This is a genomic window from Suilimivivens aceti, from assembly GCF_025567405.1.
Lineage (GTDB): Bacteria > Bacillota > Clostridia > Lachnospirales > Lachnospiraceae > Suilimivivens > Suilimivivens aceti.
The window spans coordinates 125,586-148,354 of sequence record NZ_JAOQKJ010000002.1 but is presented as its reverse complement, the minus strand read 5'-3'; the positions used below and the strand labels follow the sequence as shown (position 1 = coordinate 148,354).

General features: G+C 41.6%; 26 protein-coding genes and 2 pseudogenes. 24 read left to right on the top strand and 4 right to left on the bottom strand.

All coding sequences use genetic code 11. The annotated features are described in order from the left end of the window. Positions 1-41 precede the first annotated feature (41 nt). From rplU to rsfS, 8 genes are all read left to right on the top strand, one after another. Complete coding sequence (rplU, locus tag OCV77_RS02470) at positions 42-347, top strand: 50S ribosomal protein L21 (protein WP_118796977.1); 306 nt, start codon at positions 42-44, stop codon at positions 345-347. Between the two features lie 14 nt (positions 348-361). Further along, a complete protein-coding gene (locus OCV77_RS02465; RefSeq protein WP_262573060.1) occupies positions 362-676 on the top strand; it encodes a ribosomal-processing cysteine protease Prp in 315 nt (104 codons plus the stop codon). 3 nt (positions 677-679) lie between these two features. Next, positions 680-964: a 50S ribosomal protein L27 gene (gene rpmA, locus OCV77_RS02460; RefSeq protein WP_118796979.1), complete on the top strand. Its 285-nt coding sequence runs from the start codon at positions 680-682 to the stop codon at positions 962-964. A gap of 63 nt (positions 965-1,027) precedes the next feature. Next, complete coding sequence (gene obgE / locus OCV77_RS02455; RefSeq protein WP_118796980.1) at positions 1,028-2,323, top strand: GTPase ObgE; 1,296 nt, start codon at positions 1,028-1,030, stop codon at positions 2,321-2,323. A gap of 14 nt (positions 2,324-2,337) precedes the next feature. Next, positions 2,338-2,628 (top strand): ribosome assembly RNA-binding protein YhbY, encoded by a 291-nt coding sequence (gene yhbY / locus OCV77_RS02450; protein ID WP_118796981.1) that lies wholly within the window; start codon positions 2,338-2,340, stop codon positions 2,626-2,628. Between the two features lie 27 nt (positions 2,629-2,655). Beyond that, positions 2,656-3,270: a nicotinate-nucleotide adenylyltransferase gene (nadD, locus tag OCV77_RS02445; RefSeq protein WP_262573057.1), complete on the top strand. Its 615-nt coding sequence runs from the start codon at positions 2,656-2,658 to the stop codon at positions 3,268-3,270. A 42-nt stretch (positions 3,271-3,312) separates the two neighbouring features. After that, a complete protein-coding gene (yqeK, locus tag OCV77_RS02440; protein WP_262573359.1) occupies positions 3,313-3,876 on the top strand; it encodes a bis(5'-nucleosyl)-tetraphosphatase (symmetrical) YqeK in 564 nt (187 codons plus the stop codon). A 26-nt stretch (positions 3,877-3,902) separates the two neighbouring features. Further along, entirely contained in the window at positions 3,903-4,265 is a 363-nt protein-coding gene (gene rsfS, locus OCV77_RS02435) for a ribosome silencing factor (protein WP_262573055.1), read from the top strand. A gap of 5 nt (positions 4,266-4,270) precedes the next feature. On the opposite strand, the gene OCV77_RS02430 is transcribed toward rsfS, so the two are convergent. Next, on the bottom strand, positions 4,271-5,137 hold the full coding sequence (locus OCV77_RS02430) for a helix-turn-helix domain-containing protein (protein ID WP_118796983.1): 867 nt from the start codon (positions 5,135-5,137) through the stop codon (positions 4,271-4,273). 344 nt (positions 5,138-5,481) lie between these two features. Here OCV77_RS02430 and OCV77_RS02425 point away from each other — a divergent pair, with 344 nt between their 5' ends. From OCV77_RS02425 to gnpA, 6 genes are all read left to right on the top strand, one after another. Then, the gene (locus OCV77_RS02425; protein WP_262573048.1) at positions 5,482-6,858 is read left to right on the top strand and encodes an ABC transporter substrate-binding protein; all 1,377 of its coding nucleotides are present in this window, start codon (positions 5,482-5,484) and stop codon (positions 6,856-6,858) included. Positions 6,859-6,933: 75 nt separating this feature from the next. Further along, positions 6,934-7,812, top strand: a complete 879-nt coding sequence (locus OCV77_RS02420; protein WP_262573045.1) for a carbohydrate ABC transporter permease — start codon at positions 6,934-6,936, stop codon at positions 7,810-7,812. Beyond that, entirely contained in the window at positions 7,805-8,611 is an 807-nt protein-coding gene (locus OCV77_RS02415; RefSeq protein WP_262573042.1) for a carbohydrate ABC transporter permease, read from the top strand. The genes OCV77_RS02420 and OCV77_RS02415 overlap by 8 nt, the downstream gene beginning before the upstream one ends. Further along, positions 8,611-9,072: a hypothetical protein gene (locus OCV77_RS02410; RefSeq protein ID WP_262573040.1), complete on the top strand. Its 462-nt coding sequence runs from the start codon at positions 8,611-8,613 to the stop codon at positions 9,070-9,072. The genes OCV77_RS02415 and OCV77_RS02410 overlap by 1 nt, the downstream gene beginning before the upstream one ends. Further along, complete coding sequence (locus OCV77_RS02405) at positions 9,023-10,321, top strand: right-handed parallel beta-helix repeat-containing protein (protein WP_262573037.1); 1,299 nt, start codon at positions 9,023-9,025, stop codon at positions 10,319-10,321. The genes OCV77_RS02410 and OCV77_RS02405 overlap by 50 nt, the downstream gene beginning before the upstream one ends. A 44-nt stretch (positions 10,322-10,365) precedes the next feature. Beyond that, entirely contained in the window at positions 10,366-12,528 is a 2,163-nt protein-coding gene (gene gnpA, locus OCV77_RS02400) for a 1,3-beta-galactosyl-N-acetylhexosamine phosphorylase (protein ID WP_262573034.1), read from the top strand. 84 nt (positions 12,529-12,612) lie between these two features. On the opposite strand, the gene lexA is transcribed toward gnpA, so the two are convergent. Continuing rightward, complete coding sequence (gene lexA, locus OCV77_RS02395; RefSeq protein WP_262573031.1) at positions 12,613-13,227, bottom strand: transcriptional repressor LexA; 615 nt, start codon at positions 13,225-13,227, stop codon at positions 12,613-12,615. Between the two features lie 252 nt (positions 13,228-13,479). Here lexA and OCV77_RS02390 point away from each other — a divergent pair, with 252 nt between their 5' ends. After that, positions 13,480-13,854 (top strand): hypothetical protein, encoded by a 375-nt coding sequence (locus OCV77_RS02390; protein WP_262573029.1) that lies wholly within the window; start codon positions 13,480-13,482, stop codon positions 13,852-13,854. Between the two features lie 3 nt (positions 13,855-13,857). On the opposite strand, the gene OCV77_RS02385 is transcribed toward OCV77_RS02390, so the two are convergent. Beyond that, positions 13,858-14,874: a tyrosine-type recombinase/integrase gene (locus tag OCV77_RS02385; RefSeq protein WP_334307694.1), complete on the bottom strand. Its 1,017-nt coding sequence runs from the start codon at positions 14,872-14,874 to the stop codon at positions 13,858-13,860. A gap of 168 nt (positions 14,875-15,042) precedes the next feature. Between OCV77_RS02385 and OCV77_RS02380 the strand changes: the two genes are divergently transcribed. The 6 genes and pseudogenes from OCV77_RS02380 to OCV77_RS16600 form a co-directional block, all read left to right on the top strand. Next, on the top strand, positions 15,043-16,362 hold the full coding sequence (locus tag OCV77_RS02380) for an AI-2E family transporter (protein WP_262573023.1): 1,320 nt from the start codon (positions 15,043-15,045) through the stop codon (positions 16,360-16,362). Between the two features lie 56 nt (positions 16,363-16,418). Further along, positions 16,419-16,871, top strand: a complete 453-nt coding sequence (gene dtd, locus OCV77_RS02375; RefSeq protein ID WP_262573020.1) for a D-aminoacyl-tRNA deacylase — start codon at positions 16,419-16,421, stop codon at positions 16,869-16,871. A gap of 39 nt (positions 16,872-16,910) precedes the next feature. Then, positions 16,911-17,165, top strand: coding sequence for a hypothetical protein (locus OCV77_RS02370; protein ID WP_262573017.1), 255 nt, complete (start codon positions 16,911-16,913; stop codon positions 17,163-17,165). 249 nt (positions 17,166-17,414) lie between these two features. Further along, positions 17,415-17,591 carry a hypothetical protein gene (locus OCV77_RS02365; protein ID WP_262573014.1) on the top strand — a complete coding sequence of 59 codons (177 nt, stop codon included), beginning with the start codon at positions 17,415-17,417 and terminating at the stop codon, positions 17,589-17,591. Positions 17,592-17,740: 149 nt separating this feature from the next. Then, a pseudogene (locus OCV77_RS16790) lies at positions 17,741-17,827 on the top strand (relaxasome subunit MobC); the annotation flags it as partial. Then, positions 17,810-18,076 (top strand): annotated as a pseudogene (locus tag OCV77_RS16600) (DUF362 domain-containing protein); the annotation flags it as partial. The pseudogenes OCV77_RS16790 and OCV77_RS16600, both read left to right, overlap by 18 nt. A 223-nt stretch (positions 18,077-18,299) precedes the next feature. On the opposite strand, the gene OCV77_RS02350 reads toward OCV77_RS16600, so the two are convergent. Continuing rightward, complete coding sequence (locus OCV77_RS02350) at positions 18,300-19,196, bottom strand: LysR family transcriptional regulator (protein ID WP_262573012.1); 897 nt, start codon at positions 19,194-19,196, stop codon at positions 18,300-18,302. 125 nt (positions 19,197-19,321) lie between these two features. Between OCV77_RS02350 and OCV77_RS02345 the strand changes: the two genes are divergently transcribed. Genes OCV77_RS02345 through OCV77_RS02335 form a run of 3 tightly spaced genes read left to right on the top strand, consistent with a single transcriptional unit; the run spans position 19,322 to position 22,767 of the window. Next, positions 19,322-20,083, top strand: a complete 762-nt coding sequence (locus OCV77_RS02345; protein WP_262573009.1) for a DUF4866 domain-containing protein — start codon at positions 19,322-19,324, stop codon at positions 20,081-20,083. Further along, a complete protein-coding gene (locus OCV77_RS02340) occupies positions 20,070-21,410 on the top strand; it encodes a threonine/serine exporter family protein (RefSeq protein WP_262573006.1) in 1,341 nt (446 codons plus the stop codon). The genes OCV77_RS02345 and OCV77_RS02340 overlap by 14 nt, the downstream gene beginning before the upstream one ends. Positions 21,411-21,465: 55 nt before the next feature. Continuing rightward, positions 21,466-22,767, top strand: a complete 1,302-nt coding sequence (locus OCV77_RS02335; RefSeq protein WP_262573004.1) for an adenylosuccinate synthase — start codon at positions 21,466-21,468, stop codon at positions 22,765-22,767. The last annotated feature ends 2 nt before the right edge of the window (positions 22,768-22,769 follow it).

Sequence of the window (22,769 nt, the reverse complement as noted above, 5' to 3'; positions counted from 1 at the left end):
GTAAAATCAGTTTCGGCTGATTAGAAGGAGGATTATCCATTATGTACGCAATCATAGCAACAGGCGGAAAGCAGTATAAGGTTTCCGAAGGTGATGTGATCAAGGTCGAAAAGCTTGATGCTGAACCCGGAGCTACTGTTACATTTGACCAGGTTGTCGCTGTAAGTGACAAGGAGCTTAAGGTTGCCGGAGACGTAGCTAACGCTAATGTTACTGCAACAGTTATGGAGCAGGGCAGAGGTAAGAAGGTTATCGTTTACAAGTATAAGAGAAAAACCGGTTACCATAAGAAGAATGGTCATAGACAAGCATACACTCAGGTTAAGATCGAAAAGATTAATGCTTAGTTATGACGACCATTATGATTTATCAATCCAATAAGGGAGAATATCAGAGAATGACCTGTAAGGGTCATGCAGGCTATGCAGATTACGGTAAGGATATCGTATGTGCTTCCATATCCTGTCTGGTGATCAACACAATCAACTCACTGGATGAATTAGTCCATGAGAAAATGGAGATTACTACAGAGGAAGAGCAGGGTTATATCGACTGCAGATTTGAAAGTCTTTCCGATCAGGGAAAGCTTCTCATGGATTCTCTTATTCTTGGATTACAGAATATCGTAAGCGATTACGGTAAGAAGTATTTGGAACTAAAATTCAAGGAGGTGTAAACCATGTTAAAGATGAACCTTCAATTTTTCGCTCATAAAAAGGGAGTTGGTTCTACTAAGAACGGTAGAGATTCCGAATCCAAGAGATTAGGCGCGAAAAGAGCTGACGGACAATTCGTAAAAGCAGGAAACATTTTATACAGACAGCGTGGAACCAAGATTCATCCTGGTATCAATGTTGGTATCGGCGGAGATGATACTTTGTTCGCATTAGTTGACGGTGTACTTAAATTCGAAAGAAAAGGCAGAGACAAGAAACAGGCTTCTGTATATCCTGTAGAGAAATAGTACGATGGATCGGGCTTCAAACAACTTTACGTTTGAAGCCCATTTTTTTGAAAGGAAAACGTTATGTTTGCAGACAGAGCGAAAATATATGTCAGAAGCGGTAAGGGCGGCGATGGTCATGTGTCCTTCCGACGTGAAAAATATGTGGCGAATGGCGGACCAGACGGAGGCGATGGCGGTGATGGCGGCAGTGTTATTCTGGAAGTTGATGATGGAATGAATACTTTAAGTGATTACCGTCATGTCCGTAAATATCAGGCAATGGACGGCGAAAACGGAAAAAAGCGGAACTGCCGTGGGAAAAACGGTGATGACCTGATCCTGAAAATGCCTGCTGGAACTGTCATTAAAGAATTTGAAAGCGGCAAGATCATTACGGATCTCTCTGGCGATAACAGACGTTTTGTTCTTTTACAGGGCGGCAGAGGCGGGAAGGGGAACCAGCACTATGCCACCAGTACCATGCAGGTTCCCAAATATGCGCAGCCAGGCCAGCCGGCAAGGGAGCTTACCCTGCAGCTTGAACTGAAGGTAATTGCCGATGTAGGACTTGTGGGATTTCCCAATGTCGGGAAATCAACACTGCTTTCCAAAGTCAGCAATGCCAGACCGGAAATTGCCAATTATCATTTCACCACCATCACACCCCATCTTGGCGTGGTAGACCTGGATGGTGCAAAGGGATTTGTCATGGCAGATATTCCGGGACTTATTGAAGGTGCATCCCAGGGTGTTGGCCTTGGCTTTGAATTCCTGCGTCATATTGAACGTACCAAGGTGATCATCCATATGGTAGATGCTGCATCCACGGAGGGAAGAGATCCGGTTGCGGACATTTATGCCATCAACGAAGAACTGGAAGCCTATAATCCTGAGATTGCCAGAAGGCCGCAGGTGATCGCAGCCAATAAAACTGACATGATCTTTGATGACGGGGAGACAGAGGATCCTGTAGAACGTCTGAAAAGGGAATTTGAGCCAAAAGGCATCCCGGTGTATCCAATTTCTGCCATTAGTGGGAAAGGCCTGAAAGAGCTTTTGTATCATGTAAGTGAACTGCTTTCAAAAGCGGATCAGGAGCCTGTTGTTTTTGAACAGGAATTCTTCCCAGAATATATGCTGCCGGTATCCGATGAGCCTTACTCGGTTACTTATGATGAAGATGCAAATGAATATGTTGTAGAAGGACCCCGTATTGAAAAAATGCTTGGTTATACCAATCTCGACTCCGAAAAGGGATTTACCTTCTTCCAGAATTTCCTGAAGGACAATGGTATTCTGGATGAGCTGGAAGCACTTGGTATTTCAGAGGGAGATACTGTAAGAATGTATGGTCTTTCTTTTGACTATTACAAATAACGGAGGAGACGAATATGACAAGTAAACAGCGTGCCTATTTAAAGGGACTTGCCATGAATATTGAACCGGTATTCCAGGTCGGCAAATCAGGCCTTACACCGGAAATCACAGAAGCTGTTCTTGAGGCTTTTAATACAAGGGAGCTGATCAAGCTTGCTGTTCTGAAAAACTGTCTGGAAGACCCAAAAGAAATTGCAGCAGTGATCGCTGAAAGAACCCATTCACAGGTTGTCCAGGTGATTGGCAAGAAAATCGTTCTGTATAAGGAAAACAAGGACCACAAGAAGATCAATCTGCCTTTATAATATTCAGAATCATGGAGTATTCCTTATATGACAAATAGAAAAACAGGCCTCATAGGCGGAACCTTTAATCCTGTTCATTATGGTCATCTTTTTCTGGCAGAGCAGGCGATGGAATACTGTCATCTGGATCAGGTGCTCTTTATACCAAGTGGCATTTCCTATATGAAAAATGTGAGAGAAATTGCCAGTGCAGAAGACCGTCTGCAGATGGTCAGGCTGGCAACAGAAAATCACCCGGACTTTCATGTTTCTTCTGTGGAAACAGACAGGCCGGGAGAAAGCTATACCTGTGAGACGCTTCTTACTTTGTCAAGGGAATATGCTGATACCAGATTTTACTTTATTATCGGGGCAGACAATCTTTTTTCTATTGAAAAGTGGAAAGAACCTGCAGAAATCTTCAGAAGATGTACACTGGTCGCGGCATTTCGCGGTGATGAAGCCAGAAGTGCACTGGAAGAAAAAGCAGAAGATCTGTATCATAAATATCAGGCAGAAATTATTCTTCTGCCAAAGCGCAGGATAGATATTTCTTCCACAGAGATCAGACAACGGATTACTGAAAAGAGATCCATCCGTTATATGGTACCTGAACCGGTGAGAAACTATATCACAGAACATGGATTGTACCAAAAGGCATAAATCTTAAAAGCAGGGAAAGGGACAGAGGTTATTGTGAAAGAAATCAGTCTGAAAGAATTACGGAAAGAAATAGAAAAATCACAGGATGAAAAACGTTTTGAACATACACTTGGTGTTACCTATACAGCAGCTGTTCTTGCCATGTGTCATGATGAGAATGTCGAAAAGGCCAAGATAGCAGGTCTCCTGCATGATTGTGCCAAGTGTATCAGTGATGAAAAGAAGATAAAGCTCTGCCAGAAGGCTCATATGGAAATTACAGAGGTGGAGCTTCGAAATCCATTTCTTCTTCATGCAAAGGCTGGTGTCTGTCTTGCACGTGACAAGTTTGGTGTGCAGGATGAGGATATCCTGAATGCCATCCTATATCATACAACCGGGCGACCTGATATGTCGAGGCTGGAAAAAATCATTTACATTGCTGATTATATGGAGCCTTCAAGGAAACAGGCAGAGGATCTTCCTGATGTCCGCAGACTGGCTTTTCAGGATCTTGATCTGACTCTTGTCCGGATATTAAAGGATACTCTTTTTTATCTGCGGGAAAATGGAAATGAAACAGATCCCATGACACAGAAAACCTATGATTTTTATGCGGGATTCTAACTACATCCTGTCGGAAAGGAACAATTATGATCGAACAGAATATAAAAGAAATGGCACTTCTTGCAGTGGATGCACTGGAGGATAAAAAGGGTGAGGATATTACCGTTATTGACATCAGTGAAGTTTCTGTCATTGCAGACTGCTTTATCATTGCAGGCGGTTCCAACAAAAGTCAGATTCAGGCAATGAGTGATTCTGTAGAAGAGAAGCTTGGCCGGGCAGGTATGCCGCTTAAGCAGTCAGAAGGATATGGCAGTGCCAACTGGATCCTTCTGGATTTTGGAGATATCATTGTCCATATTTTTGATAATGAGAACCGTTTATTCTATGATCTTGAAAGAATCTGGAGTGATGGCAGGAAGATTGACCTTACTGGGTGGAGATCCTGAACGTGTCAGCAGGACGCTTCTTTGTCCTGATCCTGATCCGATTTGCTTGTCCTGCGGTAGCAGCTGGGAGACACACCCGTTATCTTTTTGAAGGTCTGGGAAAAGTAGCTGGAGGAGGAAAAGCCACAGGTACGGCTGATGACAGAAAGAGAGTAATCCGTGGTTGCCAGCAGCTTTTCCGCCTTTTTTACACGGGTACGCATGAGGTAGCTGATAGGAGAGATCCCATACTCGTCGGTAAAGGTATGCACCAGATAATATTTGTTCACATGAGAAAATTTTGCCAGCTGCTCCAGGGAGAGATCATCCCCGCAGTTCTGGTCGATGTAGCGTCGCACTGAATCACAAAGGTGGGACGCTTTTTTATTTGCCGGGCTAAGAATTGTAGAGAAATTTGTCTGGCGTCCGAAGAGAACAATAAGAATCTCCATCAGATCCTGGCAGATGGTTTCATGACCAGGAGAGCGGTTTTCAATTTCTCTGAGCATCATCTTTAAATAGAAGTTGATAGTATCCTTGATTTCTTTAAAATTTACAATACAGAAGTTGGCGTTGTGATTTTCCACGGAAAGTTCCAGCCCCTCGATTCCAAGGACGATATATTTTAAAGGATTAGCATTGAAACCAAGCTCCGTGTGGGAAACGTTAGGATTGATAACCACAAGATCATTGGCTGAAACTGGAAAAATATGATCCTCCACCTGAAATTGCCCCATACCGTCAATGACATAGAAAAGTTCGGAGCAGTAGTGGGTGTGAGGAGTACTGAGCCAGTCCCCGCCATAGGTTGCAGAGGAAACATATAAAAGTTTTGCTTTATCTTTTGTTAAATATTCTTTTGGAGCAGAAAAGTCGTAACGCTCATTTCCCATAAAAACCTCCTGAAAAACCGTTTTTTTCATTATACTACTAAAAAACAGTGATGTATTGTGCTAAATTGCTATAAAATGTTAATATCTTGCTAAACAATATAGCAAAACAAAAATAAGCATATCAACAATTTGTACACTAAAGTAAAATTAGAAAAATAAAAATGGGATAAAATGACGAAAAAATAAGTGCAAAAAAAGAGGAATAAGAGCTGAATAAATATATTTTTTAACAAAAACAGCAATATATTGATAAAATAGAACAACATAGAAATTGAAAAGAAAAATTGGCACAGATATAATGAAATCATCAACAAATAATATATTGTTTCAAAGGAGGATTCAATATGAAAAAAAAATTAGTAGGTGCACTGCTCATTACAGCGATGATGGCTACTATACTGGGAGGCTGTGGCAACAGCAATGATACAGCAAACGCTCCTGCCTCCACTGATGCAGCAGAAACCTCAGAAAGTGCAGCAGACTCTGTTACAGAAACGGAAAGTACAGAAGCTGAGGCAACTGATGGCGAAGAAGTTCTCACTGTATGGTGTTGGGATCCCACTTTCAACGTATATGCAATGAAACAGGCTGAGGCAATTTACCAGAAAGACCATCCTAACTTCAAACTGGATATCCAGGAGAAGGTTTACACCGACATTGAGCAGAGTATCATTACCGCTGCTGAGGCTGGCAACTATGATACTCTGCCTGACATCTTCCTGATGCAGGACAATTCTTTCCAGAAGAACATAGCAAATTATCCTGAAGTTTTCACAGAGTTATCCAACTCTGGTATCAGCTTTGATGATTTCTCAGGTGGTAAATTAGGAGATTCTACTGCAGATGGCAAACACTACGGTATTCCTTTTGATAACGGAGCAACTATTATGGCAATCCGTTCCGACATGGTAGAGGCTGCTGGCCTTACGGTTGAGGATTTCAAGGATACAACCTGGTCTGAGTTTATGGATTTAGCAAAAAAGGTTGTTGATGCAAACGGTGTTCCCATGCTGACAAGCTCAGGCGGTTCTGAAATCGTTATCGAGATGCTGCAGTCTGCAGGTGCATCTCCTATCGTTGATGGTAAAGTCCACCTTGTTGACAATGCAGCGCTGAAAGAAGCAATCAGTGTTTATAAAATGCTGATCGATGAAGGCATCATGGTTGACTACACTGACTGGGATCAGTACATCGCATCCATGAATAAGGGAGACGCTGCCGGTGTTATCCAGGGATGCTGGATCATGTCCTCCATTCAGGCAGCAGAAGACCAGTCCGGTAAATGGGCTATCGTAAATATGCCTGCCCTGAATGACGTTGACGGTGCTACTAACTTCGCGAACTGTGGTGGTGCAAGCTGGGCAGTATCTTCTAACTGCCAGAACACCGAGCTTGCATTTGATTTCTTAAAGACAACCTTCGGCGGAAGTGTTGAATTATATGATGAACTGCTTCCTAACGCTGGTGTAATTTCCAGCTATCTGCCTGCAGCACAGTCTGATGTTTACAACCAGAATTCTGATTTCTACGGTGGACAGGCAGTATATAAGGATATTGTTGAGTTCGCAGGTAAAGTACCCGCAATCAACTATGGTGCATACTACAATGATATTAGAAGTGCACTGACTGATGCAATCACTAACGTAGTACAGAATGGCGCTGATATTGATGGAGAAATCCAGAACGCACAAGATACTGTTGAATTTAACATTAGTGAATAAATAAGTAAAAAATGAGCCAGTACCGGGAATGCAGTGTATTGCGTTCCCGGTATTTGTTAAATCAGGAGAATTTATATGAAACAGAAGAAAGTAAAAATGAGTTTGGAAAAAAAGCATAACCTGACTGGATGGGTATTCTTGATTCCGGCTGCACTTCTTATCTTTATCTTTTGCTTTTATCCCATGGTGCAGGCGATCATCCTGTCCTTTTCCAAAAAGAATTCAGGCTTTGTAGGATTGGCAAACTACCAGAGAATATTAAAAGATAAGACCTTCCAGCAGTGTCTGTTTAATACGGTATTTTACTTTATTGTCCAGGTTCCGATCATGCTGATCCTGGCACTTGGTCTGGCACAGCTTTTAAACAGCCCGAAGATTAAAGGAAAGAGTATTTTCCGTACTCTCATCTTTCTGCCCTGTGCAACATCACTGGTATCATATTCAATGATTTTCAAATCTTTATTTGCCCAGGATGGTCTGGTAAACAATATCATCACAACGCTTGGCTTTGTCAGAGTGGACTGGTTTCAGAACGCATGGGCAGCCCGTTTTGTTATTATTATTGCGCTGATCTGGAGATGGACAGGATACAATATGGTTTTCTATCTGGCAGGCTTACAGAATATTGACTATTCCGTATACGAGGCAAGTTATATTGATGGTGCTACCCCTTTCCAACAGTTTATGAAGATTACCATTCCATTACTAAAGCCTACCATTTTGCTGACAGCTATTATGTCAACCTCCGGTACGCTACAGTTATTTGATGAGTCTGTTAATCTGACTTCCGGCGGTCCCGGTAAGTCTACTATGACACTGGCACATTATGTTTATAATATCTCTTTCGTGGAAACACCTAAGTTTAATTATGCAGCAGCAATTTCTGTGTTTATTCTTGTAAGCGTGGCAATCCTTTCTGCGATCCAGATGAAAGTAGGTGACAAACGTGACTAAAGTAAAGACGGCTATTACTTATATTATTTTAATCGTTGCCAGTTTTCTGTCAGCGTTTCCCCTGTACTATATGATTTGCGGAGCAACCAATTCCAGTATTGCTATTGTCCGTGGGAAACTCGTGCCTGGCACTTATCTATTGGAAAACTATCGGAGTCTCATTGCCAACCAGAATCTGGGACGTGCCATATTTAACTCCTTCCGCAATGCCATTGTGATCACTGTAGTTGCGCTGCTGATCTGCTCCATTGCAGGGTACGGCTTTGAAATCTATCACGATAAAGGAAAAGACCTTTTGATGAACATCCTGCTTCTTGCCATGATGCTCCCTTTTGTGGCTATAATGATTCCTTTGTTTAAAATGTTTTCCTCCTGGAAAATGGTCAACACCTGGATCGCACTGGCACTGCCTTCCATTTCCACGCCTTTTCTTATCATGATGTTCCGGCAGGCAGCTCGTTCCTTTCCTCACGATATTATCGAGGCATCGCGTCTGGAAGGACTTAGTGAGATTAAAATTTTCTTTACCATGTTCCTGCCTGTTATGAAGTCCACCTACGGTGCTGCTATGACTGTAACCTTCATGAATGCCTGGAATAATTACCTATGGCCAACTATCATCCTGCAGGACAGCAATCAGATAACGATGCCTATGCTGGTAGCTAATTTAAAGAGTGGTTACAGCGTAGATTACGGAATGTTAATGCTGGGAGTATTGATTTGTACCCTTCCTACCGCAATTATCTTTCTGTGCTTACAAAAAAGCTTTGCCAATGGAATTGCAGGAGCAGTGAAATAATGAATCAGAAATATTGTCTGGATAAAAAGGAATGGAAGGAGGCACAGGCAGCCCTTCTTCTTGCAAAACAATTAGGACTTATTGAAGATGCAGGCATCGGGGCTTTGGAGAAAAGACGGGCAGAAAAAAATGAAAAAAACAGGCAGGCAGAGAAAGCCGGGGATTTTTTTTATGGACCTCATTTTTACACTCCGGCTATGTATCTTCAATATGAACTCACCCGTTTTAAGCTGGATTTCGTGCAGCCCTCGGAAAAGATAAAAAAGCAGGGACGCTGTCCTGACTTTAGTGAAAAAGAAAAACGGGCATTTTATGAAAATAACCGGGATCTGTTCGGACGCTATCATGGGGATCTGTTCGATTATGAGGATGTCCGTCAGGTTATCGAAAAAAGACTGAGGGAGGATGTCTATGACAAGCTCATACAGGACATTTTATGTCAATCAGAAAACGGGGTGTGATACCAATGACGGATTGACCATGGCTTCCCCTTTTGCCAGCCTTTTTTCCATAAACAGATTGACACTGAAACCTGGCGACAAAGTGTTATTAGCTCAGAATTCTATTTTTACAGGGCAATTTTTACAGATTAAGGACAGTGGAACGAAGGAACATCCTATTGAAATTGGAGCTTATTCACCGGATGGGGAAGAGGGAAATATGCCCCTGATTGCAGCCGATGGACAGGGTATCTGGTACCAGGATTATGGAACATCCCTGGATTCCCCCAATCACGTGTATCAGGGCTATGTATCCTCAGCAGTACTTTTGTACGATGCAGAGCATATAATCATCCACGATATTGAGATCAGCAACCGGGCTTTGGAAATTCCGGGAGAAAGCTATAGTGCCCCTCATAAAATGAACCGTACTGGTGTGGCTGTAGTGGCAAAGGATAAAGGAATACGCAACGGCATCATCCTGCAGAATCTTTCTATCCATGATGTCAATGGTAACGTCTATGACAAACATATGAACAATGGCGGCATTTATATGACAGCTTTAAAGCCTGCCAATGAAAAAGCCACTGGTGTGGCACGTTTTAAGGATATTACTGTGACAGGATGCTTTGTATACAGAGTTAGCCGCTGGGGGATCGCCGTTGGTTATACCTATTCCCATGACAAGTTCAAGGGTGCAGAGCTGCCTGAGGATGCCTTCCTGAAATATGGACATGAGAATATTGTCATCCGGGACAATTATGTGAAAGCTGCCGGAGGTGATGGAATTACTGCGATGTACGCTTTACGTCCTTTGATCGAACACAATACAGCAGATTCTGTTGCCTGCGAGATCAATGACAGAATTTACAACAAGCCGGAAAACCGTGCCGGAAAAGTAGCAGCAGGCATCTGGCCCTGGAAGTGCAAGGATGCTCTGTTTCGTTACAATGAGGTCACGGATACCAGACTGAATCAGGATGGGATGGCTTATGATGCAGATTCTGGTGATGGCACCATTTACGAATATAATTACAGCAGACAGAACGAAGGTGGATGCATTATGTTTTGCTTACAGGAGGCAATTCACAATACCTTTCGATATAATGTGAGCTTTGACGACCTGGGTGGCACGGTGAGCCCGTCGGAGAACCCAGACGCTTTACTTGCCCATAATATCTTTTATGTGAGAGAAGGTGTACCCTTTATCCGTAACAAGATGGATGGTGGGAGCTACACCGAGGAGGATAATACGATTATCCCGTTGTAAGCTGCTGCCGCAATGACTTAATTTATTGCAGGAGGAAAATACCGATGAGTATAACAAAGGGACGGGTAACCATTCCAACTAATCTGGATGTTGTGCCTGAAACGATAGAATTGATGAACCGCTGGGGAGCTGATGCCATCCGTGACTGCGATGGTACAGAGTTCCCTAAGGAACTGATTATGACCGGGGCAAAAATATATGCTACTTATTATACCACACGAAAGGATAATGAGTGGGCAAAGGCAAACCCGGATGAGGTACAGCAATGCTATGTGATGACTGCTTTTTATACCGCTGTGGAGTCTGAGCTGTTGATTCCTCTTATGAAGGGTATTTCCAAAGAACTGATGATGGTCAATACCAGAGATGACAGAAAACGATGGTGGGAGGTTATTGACCGTTCGACTGGGGAGGTTGTGTCCGTAGATCACTGGGAATATGATGAGGAAAAGGGGTGCGTGATCGTTCACGATGCTATCCCTTTCCATGAATATACCGTCAGCTTTCTGGCTTATATTATCTGGGATCCGGTACATATGTACAATGCAGTCACTAACAATTGGAAAAACTTTGAGCATCAGATTACGTTTGATGTGAGACAGCCGAAGACTCATAAATATTCCATGGAGCGTCTTCGCAATTATTGTGCCGCACATCCTTATGTGAATGTAATTCGATATACTACCTTTTTCCATCAGTTTACTCTGATGTTTGATGAGTTAAAAAGGGAAAAATATGTGGACTGGTATGGTTATTCTGCTTCTGTCAGCCCCTATATCTTAGAACAGTTTGAAAAGGAGGCTGGCTATGTGTTCCGGCCCGAATATATCATTGACCAGGGTTACTACAATAATCAGTATCGTGTACCAAGTAAGGAATTCAAGGATTTCCAGGCATTCCAGCGCAGAGAAGTTGCAAGGCTTGCCAAAGAGATGGTGGATATTACCCATGAGTGTGGCAAGGAGGCAATGATGTTCCTGGGTGACCACTGGATTGGAACTGAACCGTTCATGGAAGAATTTGCCACTATTGGTCTGGATGCAGTAGTAGGAAGTGTTGGAAATGGAAGCACACTTCGCCTCATCTCTGATATTGAAGGGGTGAAATACACGGAGGGCAGATTTTTGCCTTATTTCTTTCCTGATACATTTCATGAGGGCGGTGACCCTGTGAAGGAGGCAAAGGAGAACTGGATTACTGCAAGACGTGCCATCCTGAGAAAGCCAATTGACAGAATTGGTTACGGCGGGTATCTGAAGCTGACTCTGGATTTCCCTGAATTTCTGGACTACGTGGAGAGTGTGTGCAATGAGTTCCGGGAGTTGTATGCGAATACAAAGGACACCATCCCGTATTGTGTTAAAAAGGTAGCCGTTCTAAACAGCTGGGGAAAAATGAGAAGCTGGGGATGCCATATGGTACATCATGCACTGTATCAGAAACAGAATTACAGCTATGCAGGAATTATTGAGGCATTGAGTGGGGCGCCATTTGATGTAAGCTTTATTTCCTTTGATGATATTCTGGCAGACAGGAAAATCCTAAAAGACCTGGATGTGATCATCAATGTAGGGGATGGAGATACCGCTCACACTGGCGGCAGCATATGGGAGAATCCTGATATTTCTTCTGCAATCAGAGCGTTTGTATATAGCGGCGGTGGTTTTATCGGTGTCGGAGAGCCTTCCGGACACCAGTTCCAGGGACATTACATCCAGCTTGCAGACATGCTTGGTGTGGAAAAAGAAACTGGATTTACATTAAACTACGATAAATATAACTGGGAGGAGCATCCAGATCACTTCATTCTGGCAGATACCATAAAAACCGTGGATTTTGGCGAGGGAAAAAAGAACATTTTTGCTTATGAAGGTACAGAAATTCTGGTACAGCAGGAGAAGGAGGTGCAGATGGCAGTCCATGAGTTTGGAAGGGGACGCTGTGTTTATATCAGTGGTCTGCCTTACAGCTTTGAAAACAGCCGCATCCTGTACCGCAGCATTCTCTGGAGTACTCACGGTGAAGAGGAACTGCATCAGTGGTTCAGCTCCAATTTCAATGTGGAGGTTCATGCCTATGTTAAAAATGGTAAATTCTGTGTGGTAAATAACACCTATGAAAACCAGAAAACCGTGGTTTACCGCGGCGATGGCAGCAGCTTCTCTTTGGAGATGGAGGCAAATGAAATTAAATGGTATAATATTTAATATATGAGAAAAAAGGATGGGTCACAGTCCACAGATAAATCTATGAACTGTGACCCATCCTTTTAAAAATAGAACTTTGAACCGTTATAAAATACGGAAAATTCCAAATACCTTTCCAAGAATCTGACAGTCATTGACAATAATCGGATCCATGGTATCATTTTCAGGCTGGAGACGGATATGTCCATCTTCTTTGTAAAATGTCTTGACGGTAGCAGAATCATCGATCAGGGCAACCACAATCTCACCATTTCTGGCAGTATTACAGGCATTGACAAAAATCTGATCTCCGTTAAAAATACCTGCATTGATCATAGAATCTCCCTTGACGTTCAGTATGAAGGATTCTCCATGAGGTACCACCTCTGCTGGAACAGGGAAGTAGCTTTCAATATTCTCTTCAGCCAGGATCGGCTGTCCGGCTGCCACCTGTCCGATCACGGGAAGACTTACCATTTCAGTACGTACCATCTGAAAATTGTCATCACAGATTTCAATCGCACGCGGCTTCGTAGGATCCCTTTTGATATACCCATTCTTCTCAAGTGTTTCCAGGTGGGAATGGACGGAAGAGGTGGATTTCAGATTCACAGCTTCACAGATCTCACGAACAGCCGGCGGATAACCTCTCTTTAATATTTCTTCCTTAATATAATCCAGTATTTCCTGTTGCTTCGCTGAAATCTTACCATATGCCATGCTTGATCCTCCCATATCACTGACCGATAACCTGCCAGTATCAGTTCTTTCAATTTTGATTCAGTAGTTGATAAATAAAGTATATCATACCTCATTTCCGAAAGCAAACATATATTCCAAATATTTGTTCGATTATTTGCACATAATCTATTGACATGGGAATGTATGTTCGATATAATCAAAACATAAGAACAAACGTTTGGAGCATACGTTCGATATTTGTATAAGGATGATTATCAGGGAGGCAGAATCATGAATAATCAGATCAGTGAAAGAAGGATCAGAAATAATAAGAAAAAAAGATGCCGTCAGCTCAGACGACATCTTATGATTACTGTTATAACCTTACTCTTAACAATAGGTATTTCCGGTGCTTTCTTCAGTATCGGTTCCAGAGCCCAGGCGGCAGGAGATCATAACATCAGCTATAAGTATTATAAAAGCGTTACTGTAGCCAGTGGAGAAACTCTCTGGAATTATGCCGATCAGTACGCTGACAGTGAATTCTATGATTCTCATGATGATTATATTAAAGAGGTGATGAATATCAATCATATGGAAAAGGATACTATTATCTATGGACAGCATATCATTCTTCCCTATTACAGCAATGTATTTGTAGAGTAAAGATTATGGTTCTCTGAGGCGTACAGCATTGGCAGCCTTCCGTTTACGCATATCAGACTGGGCTGCATAGTGCTTTCGGGTAGTATTCACATCCTTGTGTCCAAGAACATCTGCTACCAGATAAATATCACCGGTTTCCTGGTAGAGGGCAGTACCATAGGTACTTCTCAATTTGTGAGGAGTAATTTTTTTCAGTGTCGTTACGGTAGAAGCGTATTTTTTTACAAGATTTTCTACAGCCCGGACAGTGATCCGTCTGTTCTGCAGGGATAAGAACAGTGCATTTTCATGACCTTCAATCGGTATCATATGATGCCGCTTTTCCAGATAATCGTGTAGTGCATCTGCCACTTCATCTCCGAAGTAAACTACAGTTTCATAGCCGCCTTTTCGTCTGATCTTAATTCCATTATTTTTAAAATCCACATCATTGATGTCCAGTCCCACACATTCAGAAACACGTATCCCGGTTCCCAGTAGAAGAGTAAGAAGTGCCACATCCCGTATCACTGTTTTTTTATGATAGATCTGCTGGGTCTCACTCAACTTTGTTCCATCTTCGACCTGGTCAAGAAGCATGGCAACTTCGTCTGCATCCAGACGGATGATTTCCTTTTCATGCTGTTTGGGAAGAGGTACGAGGGCAGCCGGGTTTGTCTGTATCTGTTCTGCACAGAAATAATAATTATAAAAGCTCTTTAAGGCAGACAGCTTTCGTTTTTTCCCGCGTTCATTATTGGTATATTCCTTACCATCCTTTTTGTACAGACTCAGATAATCCATATATTCCTCAATGTCCTCCTTACAGATACTGTCCAGGATAGAAAGAGGATATTCTGTAATCTCCAGTTTTTTGCACATGCTGTTATTATCATGCAAAAATTCAAAAAATACCCGGAGATCATAGGCATAAGCAAGACGTGTCCGTGAAGAAGTATATTCCTGGATACCGCGGAAAAAACTTTTGCAGAAGCCCGGCAGTGTAGCAAGAACTTCTCTCATATGGGTTATGTTGATCATGCTTTGCTCGTCATGATAATTTTTACTGTTTTCCAATGTTCAGTCCTCCAGTTCCTATAAACTATGATAATATTATCATAAATCAATAAGAATCCATAGTATATTTTCAGAAATAATGGTATGATAGATTAATATGAGTTAACATTTTGAGGAAGGAACAAATATATAATGAAATTGAAATTTGAAAAAAAATACATCTACTTTGGAATTACTGCATTCCTTGTAATTGCAGCTTCCATCTGTTTTTATTATTTATTATTTCATTGGGATCGTTTTTCAGCTAGAATAGATTCCATTGTAAAGATTGCAAGTCCTGTTCTTTATGGTATGATTCTGGCCTATCTGCTGACACCATTGGTGAATACACTGGAAAGAAAATTTTTGATCCCGGCATTTACAAGGAAATCGAAAATCAGCTCAAAAAAGAAGAAAGGAATCCGTTTTATTTCTATCACACTGACAATTATTATTGTTATTTTAGTCGTTTATGGTTTCTTTTCTATTATGATCCCCAACCTGATCAACAGTATTCAAAGTATTTCCATGGCTCTTCCCATTTATGTGAACAATCTGATGAAATTCATGGACAAGTATTTTGAAGCCAATCCAAATATTGAGAATCTTGTACAGCAGCTTATGACCACATATTCTACCGAATTTAATCATTATGTTAATAGTAATGTGCTGCCCCAGATGGAATCTTTGCTGCGGACAGTTTCTCTAAGTCTGATCAGTGTTTTAAAGGCTATGTGGAACCTGATCATTGGTCTGATTATTTCCATCTACGTTCTGTTCAGCAAAGAAACCTTTTCTGCACAGACTAAAAAAATTATCTACAGTATTTTTCCTACATCAAATGCCAATGGACTGATCCACGATATGCGTTTTGTCAGTGATACTTTTATTGGATTTATCAGTGGAAAGATTGTAGATTCTATCATTATTGGATTGTTATGTTTTATTGGAACCACGCTTTTGAATATCCCCTATGCGTTGCTGGTTAGTGTAATTGTAGGTGTTACCAATGTGATCCCATTCTTTGGCCCTTACCTTGGTGCTATTCCAAGTGCACTATTAGTCCTAATGATCAGTCCCATGAAATGTCTGACATTCCTGATCTTTATTTTGATCCTGCAACAGCTGGATGGTAATTTTATCGGGCCAAAGATCCTTGGGCAGTCAACGGGATTGACAGGATTCTGGGTTATTTTTTCTATCACTATTTTTGGAGGATTATTTGGTGTACTTGGCATGATCATAGGTGTACCTTTCTTTGCTGTTGTTTATGCCTTTATCAAGCGCCTAGTTGAAAAAGTGCTACGTAAGCGGGAACTTTCTGTGAAAACGACCGATTATATTAACCTGAACTATATTGATGAAAGCAGAAATATGATTCCCAAAGATGAAAGCCTTGAGAAACCTTTCTTTAAATTTTCCTTTAAGAAGAAAGCAACTCATGATAACAATAGTGATAAGAAAGAAGATTAGTATCTTACAGTAAAACCTATAAAAAATGCTTGGAAGAAATAGGAGAGTAGTAAATTATGAAATTAGTCATTCAACGTGTTCAGGAAGCCTCCGTTAGTGTGGATCAGGAAGTTGTCGGTAAAATTGGTCATGGATTTATGGTATTGCTGGGGGTCAGTCAGACTGATACAGAAGAAATTGCAGATAAAATGTTCCAAAAACTTTTGAAGCTTCGTATTTTTGAAGATGAAAATGGGAAAACAAACCTGGATATTAAATCTGTAAATGGAGAATTGTTAATTATTTCACAATTTACATTATATGCCGATTGCAGGCATGGAAACCGACCCTCATTTATCGGTGCAGGAACACCTGATCAGGCAAATGCCTTGTATGAGTATTTCCTGTCACAGTGCAGGAAGGAAATTCCTGTTGTTGAACAAGGCATTTTCGGTGCACATATGATGGTTTCCCTGATCAATGACGGTCCCTTTACCATAGTGCTTGATTCAGACGAAATCATTAAATAATTCCATGAAATCAATATATAATATTGAAAGGCAGCTTATATGAAGATATTAATTGGTCTGATCGTGGTGTTTCTAGCAATTGTATATATCTATACCTTTCTAAAAATCAGAAAGAAAAGGAAAAACATAACACCAGATGCTGTACAAAGCTTTCATCAGAAATATGATCGTATTCGCAATAAACCTAAGCCAGATACTAAAATAAGGAATCATACTAAACAGATTACCCGTTACAATAGTGCTGTAGATTATATTACCAGGGAAGATCTGGCTGAGGACAAAAACCGCAACTGATCGTGATGGTCAATTACTATTATTTGTTAAACTTGTGATGTTTCAAGAAAGTGGACTTTCCGCAGGAAAGGAAACGGTAATTGATTGCGTGCGACACTCATTTTCCAACAGGAGCACGCAGGTTATCAATTATTTTTGAAATAATAGTTTAACAGAACAGTGAAATATCGAATGAAATCATTCAAGCGGTTTTTGACCGTCCTAGAAAAATCTAGGGCGGTTTTTTTATTGCTCGGAAAGGGGGTAAAAATGGAAATGCCGTTTACAGAACACTTTCAGGATGTTTTACAAGAATATAAAAAGGTGTTTATGGAAGTTACTGGAATTGATGAGTCTTTAATTGATGATGAATCTTTAATACTTGGAGTATTGGCTCACGATATGGAGCGTATGAAGAAAACCCAAAGATTTAGTTTACCTCAATAAGAATGAGTAGCCCCCACATGGGGGCTACCCCCTCAATAAAAGAAAAGGAGGAAAACATTCCGGCTTATCAATGCTGTGTTGTGGGAGGCCGGTAAGTAGTTGCCTGTTCTGAAAAATTCGTATTGACAGTAGGGGCGCCCGTGTTAGCCTTACCAAAGTTGATAGGCTTCTTAAAAAGACAGGAAAAAAACGGGAAGTTTTTCTCAAAAGCGATGCAGAAAGAATTAGTTACAGATTGTAATACCCTTTATGTGGGAAGCAGAAAGAATGCGCTTGATCATTTGGATACGGCATATGTGAATGGTTTTTCTCCGCTGCAGACAGGCTGTCATGTGTTGATCGGTGATGGTTTAAAAGGGACAGATGAGACGATTGTGCCTATTGATGGAGAATATGTAAAAGAAGCTAAAATCGGTCATGCAATCATGGATGCAGACGTATTTATTTCATTGACGTATTTTAAGGGACATGAGACTGCTGGTTTTGAGTGTATGCTGAGTTGCCTGCCTTCTGTTACATCAGTAGGAATGGCGAGTCTGCTTCCACATAAAGAGATGCAGGTGGATGGCAGCTTGAATGTGACTGTTGGCGTTTCCTTTTTGCTTGCATTGCTTTTTCGCACTTGTGGTGTATTGCTTTGCATTCATTATATTTTTTTGAGAACAGATTGTATAATACTTAAAAACATTGCTTGTTCATAGCTATAAACTATGACAAATGATTTTCCAGAATCATTTTCCGGAATTGTCGGGCGGCTGAGTTCAGCGGATGTTGGCAATCGTATAGCATGCATATATTTCTTTCCGGAATGTTTTCTTTTAGTGATATCTGGACAATTTCTCTTTTTTGAATAGAATCATGTGCCATTGCTTCTGGAAGAAAAGCCAGACCCAGCTCACATTTGACAAGAGGGAGAATCTGATCGGTCGTGGCGGTTTCGGTATCAGGGGCAAGTTCGAGTCCGTGAGAGAGAAAGAGTGCATGATAAAACTGAAACGTCGTTGTTTCACGTCCAAGCGAAATCAGCGGATAGTTTTTTAATTCTGAGAGAGATAATTCCTGGCTGCCGAGTGCGGTAAAAGTTGTACCACCGACAAGGATTTCCTGAAAAGGCTGCAGCATAATCTGTCTGAGTGGTGATTCCACGGAAGCTGGAGTTGAAACAATAGCAAAGTCGATTTTTTCACTTTTTACGGCATCAATGGCCTGTGGGGTGGAGTAATTGTACAGTTTCAGGCGGATGCCGGGATAGGTCATATGAAATGCTTTAAGTTTATTAAAAAGAAAAATATTTAATGCGGTCTCGCTGACACCGATCGCAATGCTTCCATGTAACAGCCCCGTACTATCCGATAACTCCTCTTCTGCGGCAAAAATCTGTGACATTGCAGCGGAAATATGGGTATAAAGTTTTTCCCCTTCCGGGGTAAGCTGAATGCCCCGGTTGGTACGTACAAACAAAGTTGTATTAATCTGCTGCTCCAGACAGTTCATGGCCCTTGTCACATTTGGCTGACTGCTGCCGAGTGTATGTGCGGCTTTGGTAAAGTTGTGGTATTTTGCAACATAATAAAAAATTCGATAGTATTCAAAATTTACATTCATCGATAGAACCCCCTCTGACATATCAAAATGTTATTTATAACATATCAATTATAGTTTTTACTTATCCCTAATGCAAAAGTATAATCATAGAAGATGAAAAAAGCAAGAAAGGAAGCGCATGAAGCATGAAGGAACAGACGATTTTTCCACGAGAGGAAAAGGCAGAGGTTTTGTTTCAGAAAATATTAAATGATCATTGGGCATGTGAAAAGTTACAGGAAACATTTTGTAACTGTTTATTTTGCAATGATGATTCGGATGCCGGAATTTCTCCGGCAGAATTTTCACTGGCTTTGTTCAATGCGTATACGAACCGGGACCTGTCGGCCTTCCTTATGGGCATATGTCAGAATACATTGTTTGACCTGTTGAGAAATTCATTTCTGATTCCCTATCGTTTTGATGCAGACGGAAAGCAAAATCCGGTCATTATGACGGATGAAAATGGGCAATTACTTCCTGCATACAAAGGCACAGCTCATGAAAAAGAATACCGGCATTTTCATGAGGTATACAAAGATCTCTGCAATCAGAAAAATATATATTTTGCACAGGCATACCGTTACAGCCATGAATATCAGTCGGATTACATGGATGTGAAACAAAAGATTCTTGAAAAAAATATGGGTGTGCTGCTCATTCGTGAACTGCCGGATACCGTAAAGGAGAAGGAGACAGAGGCAGAAGCATATTCTGCCGTGTGGGATCTTATGATTGAGCTGGAAAAGAATCTTCCAATGGCTTACGTATTTTATGGACAGGATTCGCTGATGGAGAATAACAACCGATATGATGAAATTGGAATTTTCCTTCCGAATTCTATCTTCCTGAAAAATCTCGAACGTCATGTTGCAAAAGCGGAGGAGATCATTTATGGCGAAAAATGATTATATAGAAATCATGGAAAAAAATCATATGGAGATTCCGTGGCACGATTATACAGAGAATGACAGTGAAGTGCTGATTCAGCAGGCAGGACTGATTGAAAAGGCATCGGTTGTCGGCCGGGTTGGTCTGATTATGCTTTCCTGTGGAACCGGAGCATGGCGTGTGCGGACTTCTATGAACAGGCTTTCCAAGGAACTTGGAGTAACCTGTACAGTGGATGTGGGACTGATGTCCATAGAGTTTAATTGTTTTGATGGAAAAGAGTGTGTTTCACAGTCTCTTAGTATTGCAAATACCGGAGTAAATACTTCCAAGCTTTATCGGATGGAACAGTTTGTAAATAGTTTTCCATATCAGGAAGCGCATTTGACCGGAGAAGAAATCCATAAGCGGCTGGATGAAATCGAGCAGATCCATGAACTCTATTCTCCGGTAAAACTCGGATTGGCAGCGGCACTTGCATGTTGTGGATTTACATTTCTGCTGGGTGGTGGCCCGGTGGAGATGATATTTGCATTTATTGCCGCTGGTGTTGGTAACCTTATCCGGATGAAGCTGATCAAACATCATTACACATTGTTTTTAAACATTGCGGTATCTATTTCAGCTGCATGTCTGACGTATGCTGTCTGTCTGCATATGGCAGAGCTGTTGTTACACGTTTCCGCAGTGCATGAGGCCGGATATATCTGTTCCATGTTGTTTATTATTCCGGGATTTCCGTTTATCACAAGTGGAATTGACTTGGCAAAGCTGGATTTGCGATCTGGTCTGGAGCGGCTTACCTATTCCATTATTATTGTTCTGGTTGCAACGATGTTTGCATGGATCATGGCACTTTTGTTAAAGCTTCAGCCACAGGATTTTGTAGCTTTGCATCTAGGAAGTATGATGCATCTGGTTTTACGTCTGATCGCAAGTTTTTGCGGAGTATTTGGATTCTCGATTATGTTTAACAGTTCAGTCTATATAGCAGCAACGGCGGCATGTATCGGTGCCGTTGCAAATACATTGCGGCTGGAACTGGTCGATTATACAGGGATGCCATCTGCGGCAGCAGCTTTCATAGGAGCACTGACTGCAGGTCTGCTTGCATCCATCATAAAGAGAAATCATGGATATCCGAGAATTTCACTGACAGTGCCATCCATTGTAATTATGGTGCCAGGATTATATTTGTATCGTGCGATTTATAATTTTGGAATTATGTCACTAACAGAGGCAGTTTTGTGGTTTGCAGCAGCGATCATGATTATTGTATCGTTACCGCTTGGACTTATTTTTGCGAGAATACTTACCGACCGGACATTCCGGTATTGCTCATAACAGATTATGCATGGGTTTATGTTCAAAGACAGTGTCAATAGAAGGAGGATAAAATATGCTTACAGCTGTAACAGGAATTAACTGGGGAGACGAAGGAAAAGGTCGTGTGATCGATCTGCTTGCGGAGAATGCAGATGTTGTTGTCCGCTATCAGGGCGGCAATAACGCTGGTCATACAGTGGTTGCCAAACAGCAGAAATTTGTCTTAAATCTGCTGCCATCCGGTATTCTGCATGAGAATGTAATATGCGTACTCGGCGATGGTATGGTGGTAGACCTGGAACATCTGACAAACGAAATTGCACAGATCAGGGAAAAAGGTGTTGTGGTCACACCAAACAACTTAAAACTTTCCAAACGGGCAACAATCTCTATGCCTTGGCACAAAATTCAGGATGAACTCGAAGAAACACGTCTTGCAAAAACAGGAGAAGCGTTTGGTTCCACAAAAAGAGGCATTGCCTATGCATACAGTGACAAATACAGAAAGAAGACACTGCGTCTTGGGGATCTGCTTCATCTAAAAGAGGAATCCGTACAGAATCGTTTGAAAATGATGCTCGAGGCAAAGAATCTGGAGCTTGCAGGATGCTATTATCAGGAACCGATGTCCTATCCGGCACTGCTTTCCTGGTGTGAAGCTCAGGCAGCAGAGTTATGGCCATATATAGTAGACACAGGTGCTTATCTCGAGGAAGCATTAAAGGAAGGAAAACGTGTTGTTTTAGAGGCACAGCTTGGAGCTATGCGGGATATTGATTATGGCATTTTTCCATATACGTCAAGTTCTTCAACGATTTCTGCCTACGGTCCGATAGGGGCGGGGATACCGGGAAAGCAACTGGACCATATCGTTGGTGTACTGAAAGCTTATTCAACCTGTGTAGGTGCAGGGCCATTTACAGCAGAAAAAGCCATGCCAGAATCCTGGATGGAACTTTTGCGCAAGTTTGGCGGAGAATATGGTGCTGCCACAGGACGTCCGCGCCGTGTAGGACCGTTTGATGCAGTTGCAAGCCGGTATGGATTAAAGTGTCAGAACGCGGACAAGATTGCATTAACTAAGCTTGATGTGCTCAGTATGATGAAAGAAATCCCTGTGATTGTAGGTTACAAAAAGGGAAATCAGGAAGTGACGGATTTTGATCCGATAGAGGATCTAGAAGAATATGTACCAAATGTGAGAATGCTTCCCGGCTGGCAGACAGACATCAGCGGTTGCGTAACCTATGATGAACTGCCGGATGCAGCCAAAACGTATGTAGAGACGTTAGAGGATCTTCTGCAGCATGAAATACAGTTCATATCCGTAGGTGCAGAGAGAAGTCAGTATTTAACAAAAGGAGAGTGGTTATGAGA

Coding starts and splice junctions, on each gene's coding strand:
- rplU (WP_118796977.1), top strand. CDS start 42: ATGTACGCAATCATAGCAACAGGCGGAAAGCAGTATAAGGTTTCCGAA.
- OCV77_RS02465 (WP_262573060.1), top strand. CDS start 362: ATGATTTATCAATCCAATAAGGGAGAATATCAGAGAATGACCTGTAAG.
- rpmA (WP_118796979.1), top strand. CDS start 680: ATGTTAAAGATGAACCTTCAATTTTTCGCTCATAAAAAGGGAGTTGGT.
- obgE (WP_118796980.1), top strand. CDS start 1,028: ATGTTTGCAGACAGAGCGAAAATATATGTCAGAAGCGGTAAGGGCGGC.
- yhbY (WP_118796981.1), top strand. CDS start 2,338: ATGACAAGTAAACAGCGTGCCTATTTAAAGGGACTTGCCATGAATATT.
- nadD (WP_262573057.1), top strand. CDS start 2,656: ATGACAAATAGAAAAACAGGCCTCATAGGCGGAACCTTTAATCCTGTT.
- rsfS (WP_262573055.1), top strand. CDS start 3,903: ATGATCGAACAGAATATAAAAGAAATGGCACTTCTTGCAGTGGATGCA.
- OCV77_RS02430 (WP_118796983.1), bottom strand. CDS start 5,137: ATGGGAAATGAGCGTTACGACTTTTCTGCTCCAAAAGAATATTTAACA.
- OCV77_RS02425 (WP_262573048.1), top strand. CDS start 5,482: ATGAAAAAAAAATTAGTAGGTGCACTGCTCATTACAGCGATGATGGCT.
- OCV77_RS02420 (WP_262573045.1), top strand. CDS start 6,934: ATGAAACAGAAGAAAGTAAAAATGAGTTTGGAAAAAAAGCATAACCTG.
- OCV77_RS02410 (WP_262573040.1), top strand. CDS start 8,611: ATGAATCAGAAATATTGTCTGGATAAAAAGGAATGGAAGGAGGCACAG.
- OCV77_RS02405 (WP_262573037.1), top strand. CDS start 9,023: ATGACAAGCTCATACAGGACATTTTATGTCAATCAGAAAACGGGGTGT.
- gnpA (WP_262573034.1), top strand. CDS start 10,366: ATGAGTATAACAAAGGGACGGGTAACCATTCCAACTAATCTGGATGTT.
- lexA (WP_262573031.1), bottom strand. CDS start 13,227: ATGGCATATGGTAAGATTTCAGCGAAGCAACAGGAAATACTGGATTAT.
- OCV77_RS02390 (WP_262573029.1), top strand. CDS start 13,480: ATGAATAATCAGATCAGTGAAAGAAGGATCAGAAATAATAAGAAAAAA.
- OCV77_RS02385 (WP_334307694.1), bottom strand. CDS start 14,874: ATGATCAACATAACCCATATGAGAGAAGTTCTTGCTACACTGCCGGGC.
- OCV77_RS02380 (WP_262573023.1), top strand. CDS start 15,043: ATGAAATTGAAATTTGAAAAAAAATACATCTACTTTGGAATTACTGCA.
- dtd (WP_262573020.1), top strand. CDS start 16,419: ATGAAATTAGTCATTCAACGTGTTCAGGAAGCCTCCGTTAGTGTGGAT.
- OCV77_RS02370 (WP_262573017.1), top strand. CDS start 16,911: ATGAAGATATTAATTGGTCTGATCGTGGTGTTTCTAGCAATTGTATAT.
- OCV77_RS02365 (WP_262573014.1), top strand. CDS start 17,415: ATGGAAATGCCGTTTACAGAACACTTTCAGGATGTTTTACAAGAATAT.
- OCV77_RS02350 (WP_262573012.1), bottom strand. CDS start 19,196: ATGAATGTAAATTTTGAATACTATCGAATTTTTTATTATGTTGCAAAA.
- OCV77_RS02345 (WP_262573009.1), top strand. CDS start 19,322: ATGAAGGAACAGACGATTTTTCCACGAGAGGAAAAGGCAGAGGTTTTG.
- OCV77_RS02340 (WP_262573006.1), top strand. CDS start 20,070: ATGGCGAAAAATGATTATATAGAAATCATGGAAAAAAATCATATGGAG.
- OCV77_RS02335 (WP_262573004.1), top strand. CDS start 21,466: ATGCTTACAGCTGTAACAGGAATTAACTGGGGAGACGAAGGAAAAGGT.